General features: G+C 45.3%; 12 protein-coding genes. 3 read left to right on the top strand and 9 right to left on the bottom strand.

Annotated features, from left to right (window positions below):
• Positions 1–936 carry a DUF1177 domain-containing protein gene (locus EV207_RS08295; protein ID WP_132745586.1) on the bottom strand — a complete coding sequence of 312 codons (936 nt, stop codon included), beginning with the start codon at positions 934–936 and terminating at the stop codon, positions 1–3.
• Between the two features lie 463 nt (positions 937–1,399).
• On the opposite strand from EV207_RS08295, the gene EV207_RS08290 reads away from it, so the two are divergent.
• A complete protein-coding gene (locus tag EV207_RS08290; protein ID WP_207902933.1) occupies positions 1,400–1,600 on the top strand; it encodes a substrate-binding domain-containing protein in 201 nt (66 codons plus the stop codon).
• Between the two features lie 77 nt (positions 1,601–1,677).
• On the opposite strand, the gene EV207_RS08285 is transcribed toward EV207_RS08290, so the two are convergent.
• The 5 genes from EV207_RS08285 to EV207_RS08265 form a co-directional block, all read right to left on the bottom strand.
• Positions 1,678–3,339 (bottom strand): PucR family transcriptional regulator, encoded by a 1,662-nt coding sequence (locus EV207_RS08285; RefSeq protein WP_165886875.1) that lies wholly within the window; start codon positions 3,337–3,339, stop codon positions 1,678–1,680.
• A 148-nt stretch (positions 3,340–3,487) separates the two neighbouring features.
• Positions 3,488–5,044, bottom strand: coding sequence for a hydantoinase/oxoprolinase family protein (locus EV207_RS08280; RefSeq protein WP_132745582.1), 1,557 nt, complete (start codon positions 5,042–5,044; stop codon positions 3,488–3,490).
• Positions 5,041–6,138: a DUF917 domain-containing protein gene (locus EV207_RS08275; protein WP_132745580.1), complete on the bottom strand. Its 1,098-nt coding sequence runs from the start codon at positions 6,136–6,138 to the stop codon at positions 5,041–5,043. The genes EV207_RS08280 and EV207_RS08275 overlap by 4 nt, the downstream gene beginning before the upstream one ends.
• Before the next feature lie 18 nt (positions 6,139–6,156).
• Complete coding sequence (locus tag EV207_RS08270) at positions 6,157–7,797, bottom strand: OPT/YSL family transporter (RefSeq protein ID WP_132745578.1); 1,641 nt, start codon at positions 7,795–7,797, stop codon at positions 6,157–6,159.
• An 81-nt stretch (positions 7,798–7,878) separates the two neighbouring features.
• Positions 7,879–8,640 carry an IclR family transcriptional regulator gene (locus EV207_RS08265; RefSeq protein ID WP_132745576.1) on the bottom strand — a complete coding sequence of 254 codons (762 nt, stop codon included), beginning with the start codon at positions 8,638–8,640 and terminating at the stop codon, positions 7,879–7,881.
• Between the two features lie 266 nt (positions 8,641–8,906).
• Here EV207_RS08265 and EV207_RS08260 point away from each other — a divergent pair, with 266 nt between their 5' ends.
• Together EV207_RS08260 and EV207_RS08255 are read left to right on the top strand one after the other, a co-directional pair.
• A complete protein-coding gene (locus EV207_RS08260; RefSeq protein ID WP_132745574.1) occupies positions 8,907–10,952 on the top strand; it encodes a hydantoinase/oxoprolinase family protein in 2,046 nt (681 codons plus the stop codon).
• Positions 10,953–12,686: a hydantoinase B/oxoprolinase family protein gene (locus EV207_RS08255; RefSeq protein WP_132745572.1), complete on the top strand. Its 1,734-nt coding sequence runs from the start codon at positions 10,953–10,955 to the stop codon at positions 12,684–12,686.
• Between the two features lie 49 nt (positions 12,687–12,735).
• On the opposite strand, the gene EV207_RS08250 is transcribed toward EV207_RS08255, so the two are convergent.
• The 3 genes from EV207_RS08250 to proB all read right to left on the bottom strand — a co-directional run bounded on the left by EV207_RS08250 (position 12,736) and on the right by proB (position 16,542).
• Positions 12,736–14,040, bottom strand: a complete 1,305-nt coding sequence (locus EV207_RS08250) for a M20 family metallo-hydrolase (RefSeq protein WP_132745570.1) — start codon at positions 14,038–14,040, stop codon at positions 12,736–12,738.
• Positions 14,041–14,170: 130 nt separating this feature from the next.
• Positions 14,171–15,421: a glutamate-5-semialdehyde dehydrogenase gene (locus EV207_RS08245; protein ID WP_132745568.1), complete on the bottom strand. Its 1,251-nt coding sequence runs from the start codon at positions 15,419–15,421 to the stop codon at positions 14,171–14,173.
• Positions 15,418–16,542 (bottom strand): glutamate 5-kinase, encoded by a 1,125-nt coding sequence (gene proB, locus EV207_RS08240; protein WP_132745566.1) that lies wholly within the window; start codon positions 16,540–16,542, stop codon positions 15,418–15,420. The genes EV207_RS08245 and proB overlap by 4 nt, the downstream gene beginning before the upstream one ends.
• Between the last annotated feature and the right edge of the window lie 51 nt (positions 16,543–16,593).

Genomic DNA, 16,593 nt, shown 5'->3' with positions numbered 1-16,593 from the left:
TTAACCCTGACCCAAGGTTTGCAAAACGGTCATTGAACCATATAATTGCGTCATTCTCTTAAATTCCTCTGAATCGTAGAACGTTGTCACACCCTCGGTAAATTCCTTAGCCACCTCGACGGCATAGCGTGCTGCCGAAGCTATATCAACTTCATGGCTTGCGCCGGTTCCGCAGCCGGGAACAGTTGATTCAGCTGTAATCGCCAAACCTACGACCGGAGCAGATGTAGCCACGGAAGGTTGCAAAATGCTGTTAACATGATAGATATCATTCCCATAAGGCGTGATGTCCTGCATAGTGACCGGGAATGTCACTGGAAGTTGTCCGGTCGTCATTTCCATCACACGAAGCAAGTCCTCGCTTGTGCGCAAAATGTAACCTTCCTTTACGGTCGGTGAAATCGCAATCCCTTTGTGGTTGATAACCCGATTGCCTTTTGTTGTGTCTATAGACAGGAGTGCTTCCATTTCCGGCAGCACTTCGTGGTTATTCATCGTAAGGATGTCGACGGGAGACCCCATGAAATCTACCGGCTCATGCGGGATGGCGGGGGCTGTTGGACAGACATGTGTCGTCATGATCACATCCCCTTTTAGCCGGTCACCTCGCTCACTCATTTCGGCTAACTTTAAAGCCGCGGCAATCGCAGATGCAGCACCGTCCCCATCCGAAACAAATCCAATCCGGTTCGGACGGGCGCCAATGCCTCCCAAACGTCCGACAATGCCAAAGGTCGGTGCGTTCCCGCCGCCGCTTTTTCCATCCGTGCCTTTTACAACAATTTTAATGAAATCTGTTGAACCCTTTTCCCCTTCTACGGTTGTTGACTCGGCTTCCACGTGTTTGAATCCCACAAAGAGCTGGACGACATGCTCTCCCGCCGCACCGGCGTTATCTAAGACATCAACAGCTGTTAATGTTTGTTTTAAAGTCATGATCCATCTTCCCCTTTATAATTTATTGGATAAATCAAATCCCTTATCTACAAATTATAAATTTTCAAATTGTTGCGCGATATCCACACATTGGCTTAATGTCTGTCCGCTTTTTTGTACGCATTGGACAAATAAAACTGACCATCCTTAACCAAAACTTTTATTTAAATAAAAATAAAAAAAGCGTTTGACGGTCTTACCTATATAAGGCAAAGTCAACATAATTTTGGAGGGTTATCATGTTCGAACAGAATGCAAGTTTTGAAGTTCAGGCATACGAAGATCGATTAATTGAAAAGGCAAAGACATGCAGACAGAAATCGGAGTGTAAGGTATTAAGGTCTTTTGAAACAATAGATTTTAAAATGAGCTTGATAAAATTGATACATCTATTAAAAAGGTAAAAGATGCAACTTCGTCAAAGAACAAAAAGGCTTTAGTCACACTGACAACTGGCGGGAAAGTGAGCGCTTATGGACTTGGTTCGCGGTTCGGCATGATAGATGATGTCCTTGGTGTAGCACCAGTTGTCATAGACCGTGATGCCGCAATCGGCAAAGGAGCATCAGCGAAAAAAGTTATCGAGAATGCATTAGATAAAAAGACGAATGCTTATAAAAACGAACATATTGTCTATCTTAATCCTGAATACTGGTACCTTTAGGAGGCGGACTAGAGTCAGTCTCGATTAAAGAAGTCGCTGATGGAATGAAGCAGGCAAAAGGCAGTTAAGTTTTGTTTTTAAAAGCTTGAATCGCTATGCATAGACAACAATTTAAAAGCCACTTGGAATTGCAAGCGCATCTCACTGTCATCCAGATCCATATGAGTGATGTCTTGTATTTTTTTTAATCGGTACTTCAACGTGCTGCGGTGAACAAACAGAAGTTCCGAGGCTTTTGTTACATTGCCATTCGTCTGTAAATAAACTTTCAAAGATTTCACCAGTTGCGATTGAAGATTCTTTCGGTCATAATCCAACAGCGGGCGAAGCAAATCATGTGCATATTGAAGGGTCTCCGAGTCATTTCTTAGCTTCATTAAAAACCGGTAGACCCCTAACTGATCAAAGTGGACAGCTTGGCCCGTTCCCCAAACGTCGCGCCCGATTTTCAAAACCAATTGCGCCTTCTCATAAGACCTGTAAACATCATTAAGATCGCAATACACCCTCCCGATTCCAAGGTTAAAAGGAAAATGAAAGGCTTGATTAATGCGTTCGATCATTTGATGGCCTTTCTCCTTTACCGCTTGTGACACATCCTTTTCACTCGGGACCGAGCAAAACAGATACAACTGATTTCTTTTAAAGAAAATCATGGTCTTTTCAAACAACGGTTGAACAATCGTCTTGATTTGTTGGAGAACAAAAGGATCTTGTGATCTGACGTCCTGTTCCTCAGCATGTTCCTGAAGATAGCTTTGATAATTAAGCGTTAAGAAAAATGACGCATGATGTGAATGAATGCCAAGACCCGCAGCGCGATGTTCCAATTCTCCCGGCAAAATGTTTCCTTCAATCAAATCGTTAACAAATTCCCTTTCTAACGATTGCTGCGCTTGGCTCGAAAACCGATCCTTTATCAGCAGCAATGACAGATGGGATGCCACTTGTTGAAGCAATGCGTCATTTTCCTCTTCTAGGGGCTGATTCTTTTCAATCACAGTAATGAAGCCCAGCAATTGATTATTATCCCGGATCGGGAAGATAACACGTGACTCCCGTTGCTCCTCTCTTCCCACCTTAACTGGACATTTCCCATGTTTTAACTTCTCTAAGGTCTCAGGGTTATTTATAAACCGTTGAAAACCCGATGAAGCCTTCGTAAGCAAAAAGTAGCTACGCCGCCAGTCATCATTCAATTTTTCCTGTGATGCCGCCAGCAGCCTTGTTTTTGTGTCTTCTATATATACTGGATTTCCTAAATAATCTTCCAGGCGATTGACAATGTGATTGAGATCTTGATCCGTTGTATCCAAAATGGAAGCCAATACCTGATAATAGCCGAGATCTGCTGAGCGCTCTTTATAAAGTTCTTCATACAAAGGCGTTAAAATGTCCCCGTAGACGACATCATTCGGAACTGTAATTAATGGCATATTGTTTTGGTTAGCCAACCGATACATTTCTTCAGGGAGATTTTTAATGAAGCGCCCCGGCTTGATCACTAATCCTGCCCCTTTTTCCTTAATCAGGGTCTGGAAAAAATTTATTTGCGCTTCCGGATTGTCTTTAATGGCATAAAAGGTTGTGACAATCAACAACCCTTCCGTCAGCCAACTCGTTGTATCGGGAACCTCCATCACTTCGACCGCTCGTACCGGCCGATTTACTCCTTTATTCCCTGCTACAATCTCCCCTTTTTCCAAACCACCGATTGACATTGCTTCTTTGACATCCATATCGTTCCACCATCTTTTATAGAAGTTTCCGTCAGAAAGTATAATTACATTAATCATATCATGGCAGGGAGGGAAAAATAAAAATTCCCCGGTACAAATTGACTGTACCGAGGATTTTTAGGGATTTATGCGTTTTTACTTCTGGATGTCAGGTTGACGCAAGCTCACCGGCTGCTTTTACCCGGATTCGGGTGGCGTTTCCAGGCAAATACGCCAATGGGACATCCTCTATATCGACAATCTGGCATGTGGTTTCATCAGCGCCGGCTTTTACTGCTTCTCCAATCGCGATTTGTTTGGCATGGTCAATTGCTTTATCACGGCCCCAATCATTCAAGGAATAAATTCTCTCGACTTGTCCGCTTATTTGAGCGATAGCAGCGCCAATGGCATTAGCGACACCGAAATTTTCCGGTTTGATCACTTCTGAAGCCCCTTCAAGCGCATCCGGAAATAAGATGCTTCCCCCGCCGACAAGAATGACAGGAACTGGATCAGCACTCGTTTTCATTTGGTCGATCGCTTTTTCAGCCATCTTGATCATGGACGCATAAATATTTGTAAGAAGCATCTTGTCAAGATGCTGAACTTTTGACGGATCACCAATATCTGCCTTGCCAAGGGCAACGACAACATCGGTAGCGGTTAATGTGTCCCCGCCAAATACCAAGGCTTTTTCCGGCAGGCGGTAACCGACACTTTCAGGCCCGATAGCGAATGTTTGATCATCTTTCATGCGGATCACCGTTCCGCCGCCAAGACCGATCGATACGAGGTCAGGCATGCGGAAATTTGTTCTGACTTCACCAATGTCAACAGCTAGTGAGGACTCCCGCGGGAACGAGTCAATTAAAACCCCGATATCTGTAGTCGTTCCCCCAACATCAATGACGAGAGCATCCGATTTTCCTGATAAATACGAAGCGCCGCGCAAGCTGTTCGTCGGCCCGCAAGCAACTGTTAAAATCGGATATTTGATCGCATAGTCGACCGACATTAACGTGCCATCGTTTTGTCCAAAGAAAACCTTTGCATCGATGCCTTCCTCTTCCAGAGCATTCATGAAGCCAACGGCCGTGGCCTCGGCGACATTGACGACCGATGCATTAAGAATCGTGGCATTTTCTCTTTCTAAGAGTCCGACACTGCCGATTTCCGATGACAGCGACACCGGGATGCTGCCAATAACCTCTTGAATGATTTCCGCAGCTCGTTTTTCATGGGCATTTGAAACTGGAGAAAAGATCGATGTCACCGCAACCGAGTCGACTTCATCCTTCATTTTTCGGGCTGCATTATACACAGCCTCCTCATCGAAGGGAACGATTTCCCGCCCGTCAAATTCATGTCCGCCTTCAACCAAATAGACATGTTGATTTAACTTCTGTTTTAAATCAGCTGGAACGCCTGTCATTGGCTTAACAGCCATAGCCGCCGGAGCGCCGATGCGGATGATGCCGACTTGATTGAAACGTTTCCTTTCCACGATCGCGTTTGTGCAATGCGTGGTGCCAAGCATGGCATATTGGATGTCTTGGCGCGGCACTCCGGACGCTTCAATCACTTCTTTCATTGATTGATAGATGCCTTTACTGACATCCGCAGTCGTATGCCTCTTCGTCTTCGCTAACACATTAAATTGTTCATCCAAAATGACGGCATCTGTATTGGTGCCCCCGACATCAATGCCAATCCGATAAGTCATACTGTCTTATCCCCTTTCGCTGCCGGCGTCTCTAATGGCATATAGTCCATGCCGTAACCAAAATAACCGGGCCCGCATGTTTCAAGGCCTTTATTTGTTCGCCATTTTTCGTGACATGGAATGCCAATTACGGCACAGCGGACACCGTAACGGAGGCCTTCCGTCGTAATCGGTGTTCCCGTGTCAGCGTCCAACGTACAGATGAGGTCAGGCGTGATGCAAACAGGGGCATCATTTTTTTCAGCCAAAAGAAATTCATTTTGAAAATGCAGCTTAAGGGTGTGCGAACGATCCGCATTAATGCCTTCAATCGTCGCTGTGCCTCTTGCAAATCCCGTCACCGTTCTCCGGCTGATATCCGTCACTTTGCCTTCAAATAATTTGATCCCCCCCGAGCGCAATATCACTTCATCCACCGGGTTCTGATTGTTTTGTTTGGCTTCACGGATGGCTTTCCCTATATCTTCAGCAAGGCCTAAGCTTCCGGCTATGCCGCTTCTTCTAACGTCTTTGCCATGCATAGGGTACTGTGCGACTGTCGCCGAGCCGCCCATTTGAATCGTGGCGCTTCTGGCAAGGCGCTCTGCCCAATGGTTATCTACTGTGTTCATCACCGATGTATTCCCTCTTTCGTCAGCTAGAATTAACGGTGATGCTGAGATGCCATCCAAATAAAAGGTGACCATTTGCAATTCAGGAAAAGCCCGTCCCATGCCATCCACATTGACTACAGGCAAGCCTAATCGGGCAGCGACAGCAACTGGAAGGAGGGAGTTGACCCCGCCGATTTCAATCGGCATAGTAGCATAAACTTTTTCTCCCAAATAGTCTTCCATCATACTAAAAGCATTGGTCGCTTCATGTTCACCTGGTGCCTTTTCAAACAGGACCGTCGGAGCTCCCATCATGCCAATGGGCACTATAAGAGCATCGTCTGGCAATTCATCGACTTCCAACAATTGAACAGGCCCTTGTTCCTCAATGGCTTGCAGGGCCATTAATTTCCCTATATGCGGATCCCCGCCCCCTCCAGTACCAAGAAGGGAAGCTCCTACAGCAATATCTTCAATTTCACGTTCACCTAGATATCTCATAACAAATGACACTCCTATCTATTTGACTTTGAAAATGGAATGAAAGAAAGTAAACAATGCATCACCGGCAATAAACCCCGCTGCTGCTGTGTACATAGCCGGTTCTGCCTTCTTCCCGACAACCTTCAGAATGGTGACTCTTATCGCTATTCCGGCAAGAACCGCCCAGGCAGCCATTGGGAAATTGATTAATAGACCCGTTGCACCCAGTACGCCCATTTGGCGTTTGGGCCCGCCGATCAACTGCAGCAGTGCTCCCGGAATCGCCCATATTAATAATTTCATCGCAACATCCGCCGAAACCCCCGCTTGGATGGTGGCTGTAAAAACCTTGTCAACAGGCGGCAAAAGACCTTGCTGAAAATAATGATTAAAGGTCAGCAGAACCACGACGGATGCTACAGCAAAGCCGATTAATGCCACCTTGAACTGCTGGCGCCGTCCGTAAAGCTCTGCCTCTCTGTCCTTTCCATTGCCCCGAAGAATGTAGCCGGTTTTAAAATCATAAGCCATATCAGCAAATGCCGGACCAGTTGCCGCGCTGAAACCAACCAGCAGAGCCAATGCAATAGGAGGAAATCCAATCAACATTCCAATAATCAATGTAATCAGTGCGACAGCAAAAGCCGGAAACCAACCGGAATGCATTGCCGCTACCCCGACAATGATTTCATGAATAAATGCAGCAAAAGCCGCAAATAACATATAACCAATTAACATTGGAATCGACATATGCGAAATAAGACCACCGATGAGCGCAAGTATCAACGCCACAGCTAAATAAGCTATAAAGCCATAACCAAATGCTTTAGAAGTATCCCTGCGTGTTCTCGTATAAGATGTTTCTTCGGTTTGCAGGGGATCTTCTTTTGCGTTCTCTGCCGCGGCTGCCTCTTCATTAGATGCAAGTGTTTGGGTGTTTTTTCGATCCTTCATAATGATAAAAATCATCTGTATAAGGGCAACGACACCGGCACCGATCATAAATCCATGGGGAATATATAAGGCATCAATGTCAATGCCAAAGACAGGTTCGCTGTATGCTCTGACGAGTAAACCAATGCCAAACATTGTCAAAGCCATAATGTTGCCGATAAAAGCAACCCCAAATGCCGACATAGGGATGCCTGCCCAAGCCCCAACAATACCTCCGACGATCCCGGCTCCTAAAAATCCCGCTTTTTTGCCGCCTTCATCCCCCGCTTTGATCGATTCGGCCGTGGCAATCCCCGGCGGCCAAATACCAGCGGCAGGAAACAGTTTCGAATCGAAAAAGCGATACAAAAGGATAGCGTCCACAAACAATGCCAGGACGGCGCCAATAAACATAGGAATGATTAAATCCGTCCGTCCAAGCAAAAAGGGTATGCCTATTGGAATTAATAGACTATTAGCTGCCCCGAAAGTGGCTGCGGATATGGACGTTTGAACAAGGTTCTGTGTATGGACAGACTTAAATTTAATAAGCGCGCTGACTGGGATTCTGGCAATGACCATAGCCAATAACGCACCGATAATGGATGTATTGGCGGAAATACCTAATGATGTGATTAATTGCAGACCGACAATCGCTCCAAATACCGATACAGCAGCAACTATTATTAAAAATAAAGGTGATAGAATGGATGGTGTTTCATTTTGGAATTGGCCCTTCTTCATGTTTTCACCACTCTCTAAATATTTTGATAATAACTCTTTTACGTGCCTTTTCCTTTTAAAAAAGCACGCATTAACACCCGACTACGGATTTAATTGATACGTTCTAATCTTTCCTTGGATCTGATCACGGGCATACGTTATGTCATCTAATAATTCCTTAGCTCTTTCTTCAGATAATCGATATGAGGGGGCGGCGATGGTCAATGAGGCAATAACTTGATTCTTGTGATTAAAAAGGGGTATGCCCAAACCAACAACCTCATCAGAATATTCTCCTAACGTATAGCACCACCCCCTCTTCCGGATAGCCTCCAAATCATTAATTAATTGTTCTGGATTCGTAATGGTGTTTGAGGTTAGCCGATCTACACCTTTTTCAATAATCGCCGCTTGCTCCTTTTCGGACAAAAAGGCCATAACAGCCTTGCCTGAAGCCCCTGCATAGAGCGGTGTCCTAGAGCCGACAGATACTGAGAATAAAATACTGTGGCTGCTTTTTGCAATGGAGAGGCAGACCCCCTCACCTCTGTCATGCCAGGTTAAAAACACCGTTTCCTTAGATTTTTCAGCCAATTCATTCATGTAAGGATCAACAATATCTGTAATCTTTAATTGATCTTGTACCAAAACACTATATTCAAAGAACTTTAGGCCTAATTCGTATTTCTTTGTATCTTCGTTTTTTTTCAAAAATCCGTGTTGTTCATATGTGGATAAGATTCTATGAATGATCGAATGGCTTTTGTCTAATTCTTTCGCAAGCTCCCTAACCCCCCATGCAGGGTGTTCCTTCGTAAAATATTTAAAGACTTCCAGCGCCTGATCCAATGTTTTTAAGCTCACGTGATCCGCCTCCCACTTAATGTCTCTATATTAGAACCATCTGTCCTTATTTTAAACCAATAATAATATAAAGCGGTCCAATTAGCAACAATATTCTAAAAATAGGGCAAAAAAATCACTGCCAAATCGCAGCACTAATAGAAAAATCCACTAAAATACCTGATAATGTTGAAAATTTGATCTCCATCTTGTATACTAACATTAAATTAAAATAAGAACCACTGGTTCTAATATAGGTACAATACAAAAAAGAAAGAGGGATCCCAATGAGAGTGGCCACAGATATCGGAGGAACATTCACAGATTTGGTTTATGTCAATGATCAAGGAAAAATCGACATGGCCAAATCCCATACCACCCCGCCCAATTTTGAAAACGGCGTCATCAATGTCATTAATGAAAGCGGCATTGATCCGGAGTCTATTGATACATTTATCCATGGGACGACCGTGATTATTAACGCATTGACGGAACGCAAAGGTGTCAAAACCGGGTTGTTGACGACCAAAGGTTTTAGAGATGTTCTGGAAATAGCCCGCGGCAATCGTCCCGACTTATATAATGTCCGCTATGAAAAACCTGTGCCGTTTATTGACCGGCATCTGCGCTACGAGGTGAACGAGCGGCTGAACTATCAGGGTGAAGTCATCTCTCCGTTAGATGAAAACCAGGTCAAAGCTGCTGTCGATTATTTTAAAAAGGAAAATGTTGAGGCCATTGCTGTTTGTTATTTGCATGCCTATATCAACCCCGAACACGAACAAAAAACGGCTGACATCATTCAGCAATTATGGCCAGAAGTGTCGGTCACGGCTTCCCATGAGGTGACCAAAGAATGGCGCGAGTATGAGCGGACAAGCACGACGGTTTTTAACTCTTACGTTAAACCGATTGCTGCTGAGTATATTAACAAACTGTACGGTAAATTAAATCATAACCATGTCAACAGCAACAATTACATCATGCAATCGAACGGCGGAACAACGACCTTTTCCCATGCTAAAGAAACCCCGATTAACATGGTCGAATCCGGCCCGGTCGCTGGTATCTATGGAGCCGCGGTATTAGGAGAAATACTTGGCGAAGACAACATCATCGCCTTTGATATTGGGGGTACAACCGCCAAATGCTCGCTGATCAATCAAGGTGAGGTTAAAATCACAACAGATTATTTTATTGAAAAAGATGACCGCCATGCCGGATATCCTATCAAGGTGCCCGTTGTCGATATACTGGAAATTGGAAACGGCGGGGGATCGATTGCAAAAATTGATGATACTGGATCTCTGAAAGTCGGACCGCAGTCTGCTGGGGCCATGCCTGGACCCGTTGCTTACGGCCAAGGCGGGATTGAACCTACTACCACAGATGCTAATCTTGTCACTGGCAGGCTGTCTAAAGATAATTTCGATTACGACGTCGACATTGATAAAGTCAAGGCTGCCATTGACAAAAACATTGCCAAGCATTACGGGACATCCGTTGAAAACGCGGCTTTGGGCATCATTCGAATGGCCAATGCCAACATGCTTAATGCATTAAAACTTATTTCCATTAGAAAAGGTCATGACCCTCGGGACTTCACACTTATTGCTTTTGGCGGCGGCGGCTCCATGCATGCGCCTGCCCTTGCAAAAGAATTAGGGGTAAAAAAAGTCATCGTGCCCGTTGCTTCCTCGGTATTCTCAGCATGGGGAATGCTAATGACCGATTTAAGGCACGATGACATCCAAACCCATATAAAACGGGTTAACAACATTGATTTATCTATATTGGAAAATGAATGGGGAATACTCGAATCCCGGGCTCTTGAACAATTTAAAACAGAGGGCATTGATAAAGGCCGTGTGCTGTTCAGCCGATTTGCCGACATGCGCTATCTTGGACAAGAACATACTGTCAAGGTCCCCGTCCCAAATGTAGCTTGGACAAAAGCAACATTAACCGAAATCACTGAAAGATTTCATGAGCTGCACGAAAAAAATTACACATTTAAACTGCCGGATACTCAGGCGGAAATTGTTAATCTTCATTTAACAGCATTCGGAACTGTCGAAAAACCGAAACTTCAAAAGCTGGCAACATCCAATGAATCGGTGAAATCAGCCATTAAAGCCACAAGGCCCGTCTTTTACGAAGAAGATGGGTGGCTGGATACAACCATCTACCAACGCGAGCGGCTGGTGCCGGACGCCATGATAGAAGGACCGGCTATTGTGGAAGAGCCTTCTGCCTCAACAGTGATTTATCCGGATCAATCACTAACTGTCGATGAATATGGCAATCTTATAATTGATACAGGGGTGAAATAAATGGTTGAACAGAGCTATGCGAAAGTAGATCCATTTACACTGGAAATTATCAAGGAATCCTTAATGGCTGTCGGTGATGAAATGTTTTATGCCCTGGCTCGCACGTCTATGAGCCCGATCATCTACGAAGTGCTTGATTATGCCAGTGGATTAACAGATGCCAAAGGGCAATTGTTGACCCAAGGCAATGGTGTGACGAGTTTTATAGGCATGTTAAGCCCCATGGTTCAGCATGTCATGCAAAAATACGATGAGGGCAAGGATTTGAAGCCCGGAGATATTATTATTATCAATGACCCATACGTTGGCGGAGGATCACATCTATCGGACGTCGGCTTGGTTTTGCCTATTTTTCATAAAAATGAGCTGATTGCTTTCTCTGTTAATAAAGCTCACTGGACAGAAGTGGGCGGGAAGGATCCCGGTTCTTTCACCAGTGACTCGACTGAAATTTATCAGGAGGGGCTGCAATTCCCTGGAGTGAAGCTATTCGATTCAGGGAAAGTCAATCAAGCTGTCGTTGATATTATAAAATATAATGTTCGATTCCCCGACCTATCGATTGGTGATATGTGGGCTCAGGTTGCCGCGCTGCGCACAGGCGAAAAACGCATCATCGATCTTTGTGAGAAATACGGCAAAACCCAGGTTTCTTCGGCCATTGAACTAATGTTAGATCAAGGAGAACAATTAGCCAGAAATGAACTAAAAAAGCTGCCTAAAGGGTCCTTTTCGGCCAGCAGCTTCATAGAAGATGATGGCAACGGGGATGGTCCGTTTGAAATCAAAGTGAATGTAACAATTAATGATGATCACTTTATTTGTGATTTCAGAGGCAGCCACCCTCAGGTGCCATTACCGGTCAACTGTTCATATTATGCCTTAATTGCTGGAGTCAGGGCCATTTTCTTAGCCATTATCAGCCCGTCAAAAAATGTAAATGACGGCATCTTCCGCCCATTGAAAGTGATAACCGATGAAGGCTCTATCATTTCAGCTGGGCGGCCTGCCCCTGTATCTATGAACTGGGAAGGCCGGTTGGGCGGAGCGGATTTAATATGGAAGGCACTCGCTCCAGAACTTCCAGATCGCTTGTCAGCAGGGCATTTATTATCCGTATGTTCTGTGACGCTATCAGGTAAAAACCCTAGCAATGATGAACCGTTCCTTGTCGTCGAACCGTCCGTTGGCGGCTGGGGAGCAAGTCAAGGGCAGGATGGTGCCAGAGGCCAATTTTGCATTGGTGATGGGGAAACATACAATGTCCCTGTTGAAGTCGCAGAAACACGATACGGTATATTAATTGATGAATACAGCCTGCATTGCGACAGTGCCGGTGCTGGTGAGTATATTGGCGGTTCCGGCGTGATCCGCTCATATCGAGCCTTAAGCGACAATCAAACCATTACCACCATGTTCGGGCGGCACCAGTTCGCTCCATGGGGGTTAAACGGCGGCGAAGATGGTTCACCGAATAACGTCTATTTCAGGAAAGCAAATGGCGAAACCGCTGGTCCATTTGGTATGACAACAAGATACCCTCTTAATAAGGGCGATGTTGTCCAACTGGTAACAGCCACAGGCGGAGGTTACGGCCATCCATTTAACCGCCCGGCAAAACAAGTAGCTGACGACGTTAAAAACGGCTACATTTCCCTCGAGCACGCCCAAGAAACGTTTGGCGTCGTCATCGACCCGGAATCATTTGACGTGATAAAACTTCTAAGAGATTAGACGAAAAGAGCCATTCCCAAGGAATGGCTCTTTTTTTGCAGCAATTAAATCACACTAGCAATTTTTTTAAAAAGTCATTCAGAACATGGACCGTCTTAACGCAATCATTTAATGCTGACCATTCTTTTGGATTGTGGCTGATACCGTCCTTGCTCCGGACAAAAAGCATGGCTACTGGAAGGTGTTGCCCGACATTCATAGCATCATGGGCTGCTCCGCTTGGTAAGTAAACGGGTTTTATATTTTGTGCCTTAACCGATTTTTCGAGCTTATTTTGCATGTCCGCCTCTATCGGGACAGGACTGACACGCAATGTTTCCTTATAGGATACAGAACCCCCATGTTTTTCCGATATGGCTTCAGCTTTTTGAATAACAAGATCCACTAATTTGTCCCGAGTTTCCAAGTAAATATCACGAATGTCGACGTATAGAGTCACCTGACCTGGAATAACATTGACCCCGTTCGGGTGCACATTAAGCTTTCCGATCGTCGCCACTGCGGTAGAACTGACTTGCTTTGGCAGTTGATTGACTTCCGTGATAAATTCCCCGGCAGCGACCAAAGCATCGTTTCGATTATCCATTGGGGTGCTCCCAGCATGCCCGGATTCTCCTGTAAAGGTTACTTCCAGCCAACATGGACCCGCAATGCCAGTTACAATCCCTGTTGCGACATTCGCTTTTTCAAGCTGCTTTCCCTGTTCAATATGAACTTCTACATAAGCGGATATTTTATTTAAATCCCTTTTTGCCTTCCTGAAATCATCAATGCTTAATCCAATCCTATTCATAACTTCATCGGAAGAAATACCATTGAGATCTTTCTTTTGCTTTAACCCGGTAACATCGAGATCGCCAACCATTGCCTCGCTGCCAATCAACCCTCCATTGAACCTTGTCCCTTCTTCATCGGAAAAAATGACAACTTCATAAGATTTATTCGGACGGTAACCGGTCTGATGCCATGCTTCTACGACTTCAAGTGCTGATAACACACCTAATGTCCCGTCAAAATGGCCGCCGTTTGGCACTGTATCAACATGGGAACCGGACAAAACGACAGATTCACTGTTTTCTTCACCTTCCAATCGACCGAATACGTTCCCCGCTTGATCTTCTGTTACACTAAGTCCCGCTTCTTCCATCCAGCCTATAACTAAATCCTTAGCCTGTCTTTCCTCCTGAGAAAACCCGATTCGATATGAACCCTCTTCCTTTGTCAAACCGATTGACGATAATGCCGCAAGCCTTGAAGCAAGTCTGCCGCCATTAATCCCCGAGTGATCAAGGGCGGAATCATATGTTTCAAGCAAACGTTGCTGTAAGTTTAACGGATCGGATAGTTGTGACATGGCAAATTCCCCTTTTTTAGTGTTTTGGCAAAACCAAATAAAATAAAGTTTTCCCTGTGGATAAATACCGTTTATCCACAGGGGTGGGGTCTGACCCCCCTAAATAAGTCACTTATCCACATGACAGGGGTCAGACCCCTTTTATTTGCCCTTCCCCGCAAACAGTATATTTTGTCGACGTTAAAGCTGGCAGCCCCATTGGACCGCGGGCATGGAGCTTTTGCGTGCTGATCCCGATTTCGGCACCGAATCCGAATTCGAAACCATCGGTAAAACGGGTCGAAGCATTATGGTAAAGGACGGCTGCATCGACCGTTTGGAAAAAGGCGGATACGCTTTCCTCGGATTCTGTGAGAATCGCTTCAGAATGCTTTGTACCGTATCGATTAATATGCCGGACTGCTTCATGAACATTTGCGACAACCTTGATTGCTAGAATTTTATCTAGATATTCAGTTTCCCAATCATCACCGTCCGCCGGGATGAGATCCGGCACGAAAGCTGTAGCCCTTTCATCACCGCGCAGTTCCACATGATGGTCCCGAAGCTTAACAGCAAGTTCCGCTAAATGCCTCTTCGCCCATGCTTCGTGTACAATCAGTTTCTCCGCAGCATTACAAACTGAAGGCCGCTGTGTTTTGGCGTTAACAGTAATTTCAGCTGCCATCCCGGGCTTCGCGCTTTGATCTATGAAAATATGACAATTCCCCGCACCCGTTTCCAGTACAGGAACAGAAGCATTTTGAACAACGGTTTGAATCAGCCGTTTTCCTCCGCGGGGGATCAGTACATCTAAATAGTCGTTCAGCCGGAACATATCGGAGGCTGTTTCCCTGCTGACATCCTCAAGCAATTGCACGGCATCGGCTGGCAATTCAGTCCCCTCCAACGCCCGATGAATGACATTAACAAGCGCCTGGTTCGAATGCAGGGCGGATGAGCTTCCGCGTAAGAGGACGGCATTACCGGTTTTCAAGCAAAGACTAGAAGCATCAACCGTGACGTTGGGTCTCGCTTCATAGATCATCCCGACGACACCCAAAGGCACCCTGACCTTTTGAATCGCAAGGCCATTGGGACGTTCCCACGATTCCAATGTATCACCGATTGGATCAGGTAAGGCCGTTAGTTGAATAAGCGCTTCAGCCATCTCAACAATCCGGCCTTCATTCAACATCAAGCGGTCGATAAGTGATTGGCCGATGCCTTTTTCTTTTGCGGCATCAATATCTTTTTCATTTTCCCTTAAAATATAGGCCATTTCATTTGTAAGCTGATCCGCAATGGTCTTCAGTGCCTCATTCTTTTGCAATGTGGTCTTCGAGCTCAACTGGCTGGCAGCGGCTTTTGCCTTTGCTGCCTTTTCGATAAGTTCACTCATATGAGCGCCTCCCCTATGATTTGTACGAAGTGGTCACGATGAATAACCTCGGGGCGTTTCCCCCCCGTTTTTTGCATCGCCTCCTGACTCGCCAATCCTATTACCATCTTTAATTGTGCCGAAGAATAGTTGACTTGGCCCTTTCCTATGACTTCCCCTTTTGTGGTCGTTATTTCAACAACGTCACCGGTGTCGAATGACCCGCTGATATGTCTAATTCCTGCAGGCAAAAGGCTCTTTCCTTCTGCAGTGATTGCGCGGGCCGCGCCGCCATCAACTTGAATTTCCCCTGAGACTTGGGAATGTAGCGCAAGCCATTGTTTCGGTTTCTTTAAAATGGGGCCTGGAGAATGCCCTATATAAGTGCCATCCCCTTTTCCATCCAAGATATCAAGACATTTGTCCGGCCCTAGACCGGTTCCGACGAAGCAATTCACACCGAGTGATAAAGCCGTTTGCGCGGCCAATAATTTGGATTTCATTCCTCCCGTACCGAATTTTGAAACAGATGTACTCTTTGTCTGCTGCAGGAGGTCTTCAGTTATTTCGGGAAGAAAGTCATAGCGCAGTGCCTGCGGATTGACCCTTGGATCTTCCTCGTATAAACCGTTAACATCTGTTAATATCATCAAAAAATCAGCATGGACAAGACCGCTGACGAGAGCAGCTAGCATATCATTATCACCAAATGTCAGTTCATCAACTACAACCGAATCATTTTCATTAATAATCGGCAGGACAGATCGTTTTAACAGTTCGGTTAACACGGAATAAGCATTGCTATACTGTTCTTTATTAGTAAAGTCATTCTTCGTTAACAACAGCTGAGCTGGTACAATCCCGTATGCCTTAAATGATTCAGTATAAGATTGAATGAGCCGTCCTTGACCAACAGCAGCTGCCGCTTGTTTTCCCGATGTGGTAACAGGACGGGCGGGATAACCCAAGTCCCCAAAACCAGCCGATACTGCACCTGAAGAAACCAAAAGGACCTCATGCCCCTGTTTGATTAATTGTGCTAATGCTTTTGTATGTTCGGCAAGTTTGCTCTCACTAAGCCCGCCAATTGTATTGGTTAAAGAACTGCTGCCAATCTTAACAACAACCCGCTTTTTTCCCACTTGTTCTCACACCCTTTCCTGAATAAAACCTCTTCAAAATAACGTATACAA

Source organism: Scopulibacillus darangshiensis, assembly GCF_004341035.1.
GTDB lineage: Bacteria > Bacillota > Bacilli > Bacillales > Sporolactobacillaceae > Scopulibacillus > Scopulibacillus darangshiensis.
The sequence above is the reverse complement of the archived record's forward strand: the minus strand, read 5'-3'. Positions and strand labels throughout refer to the sequence as shown.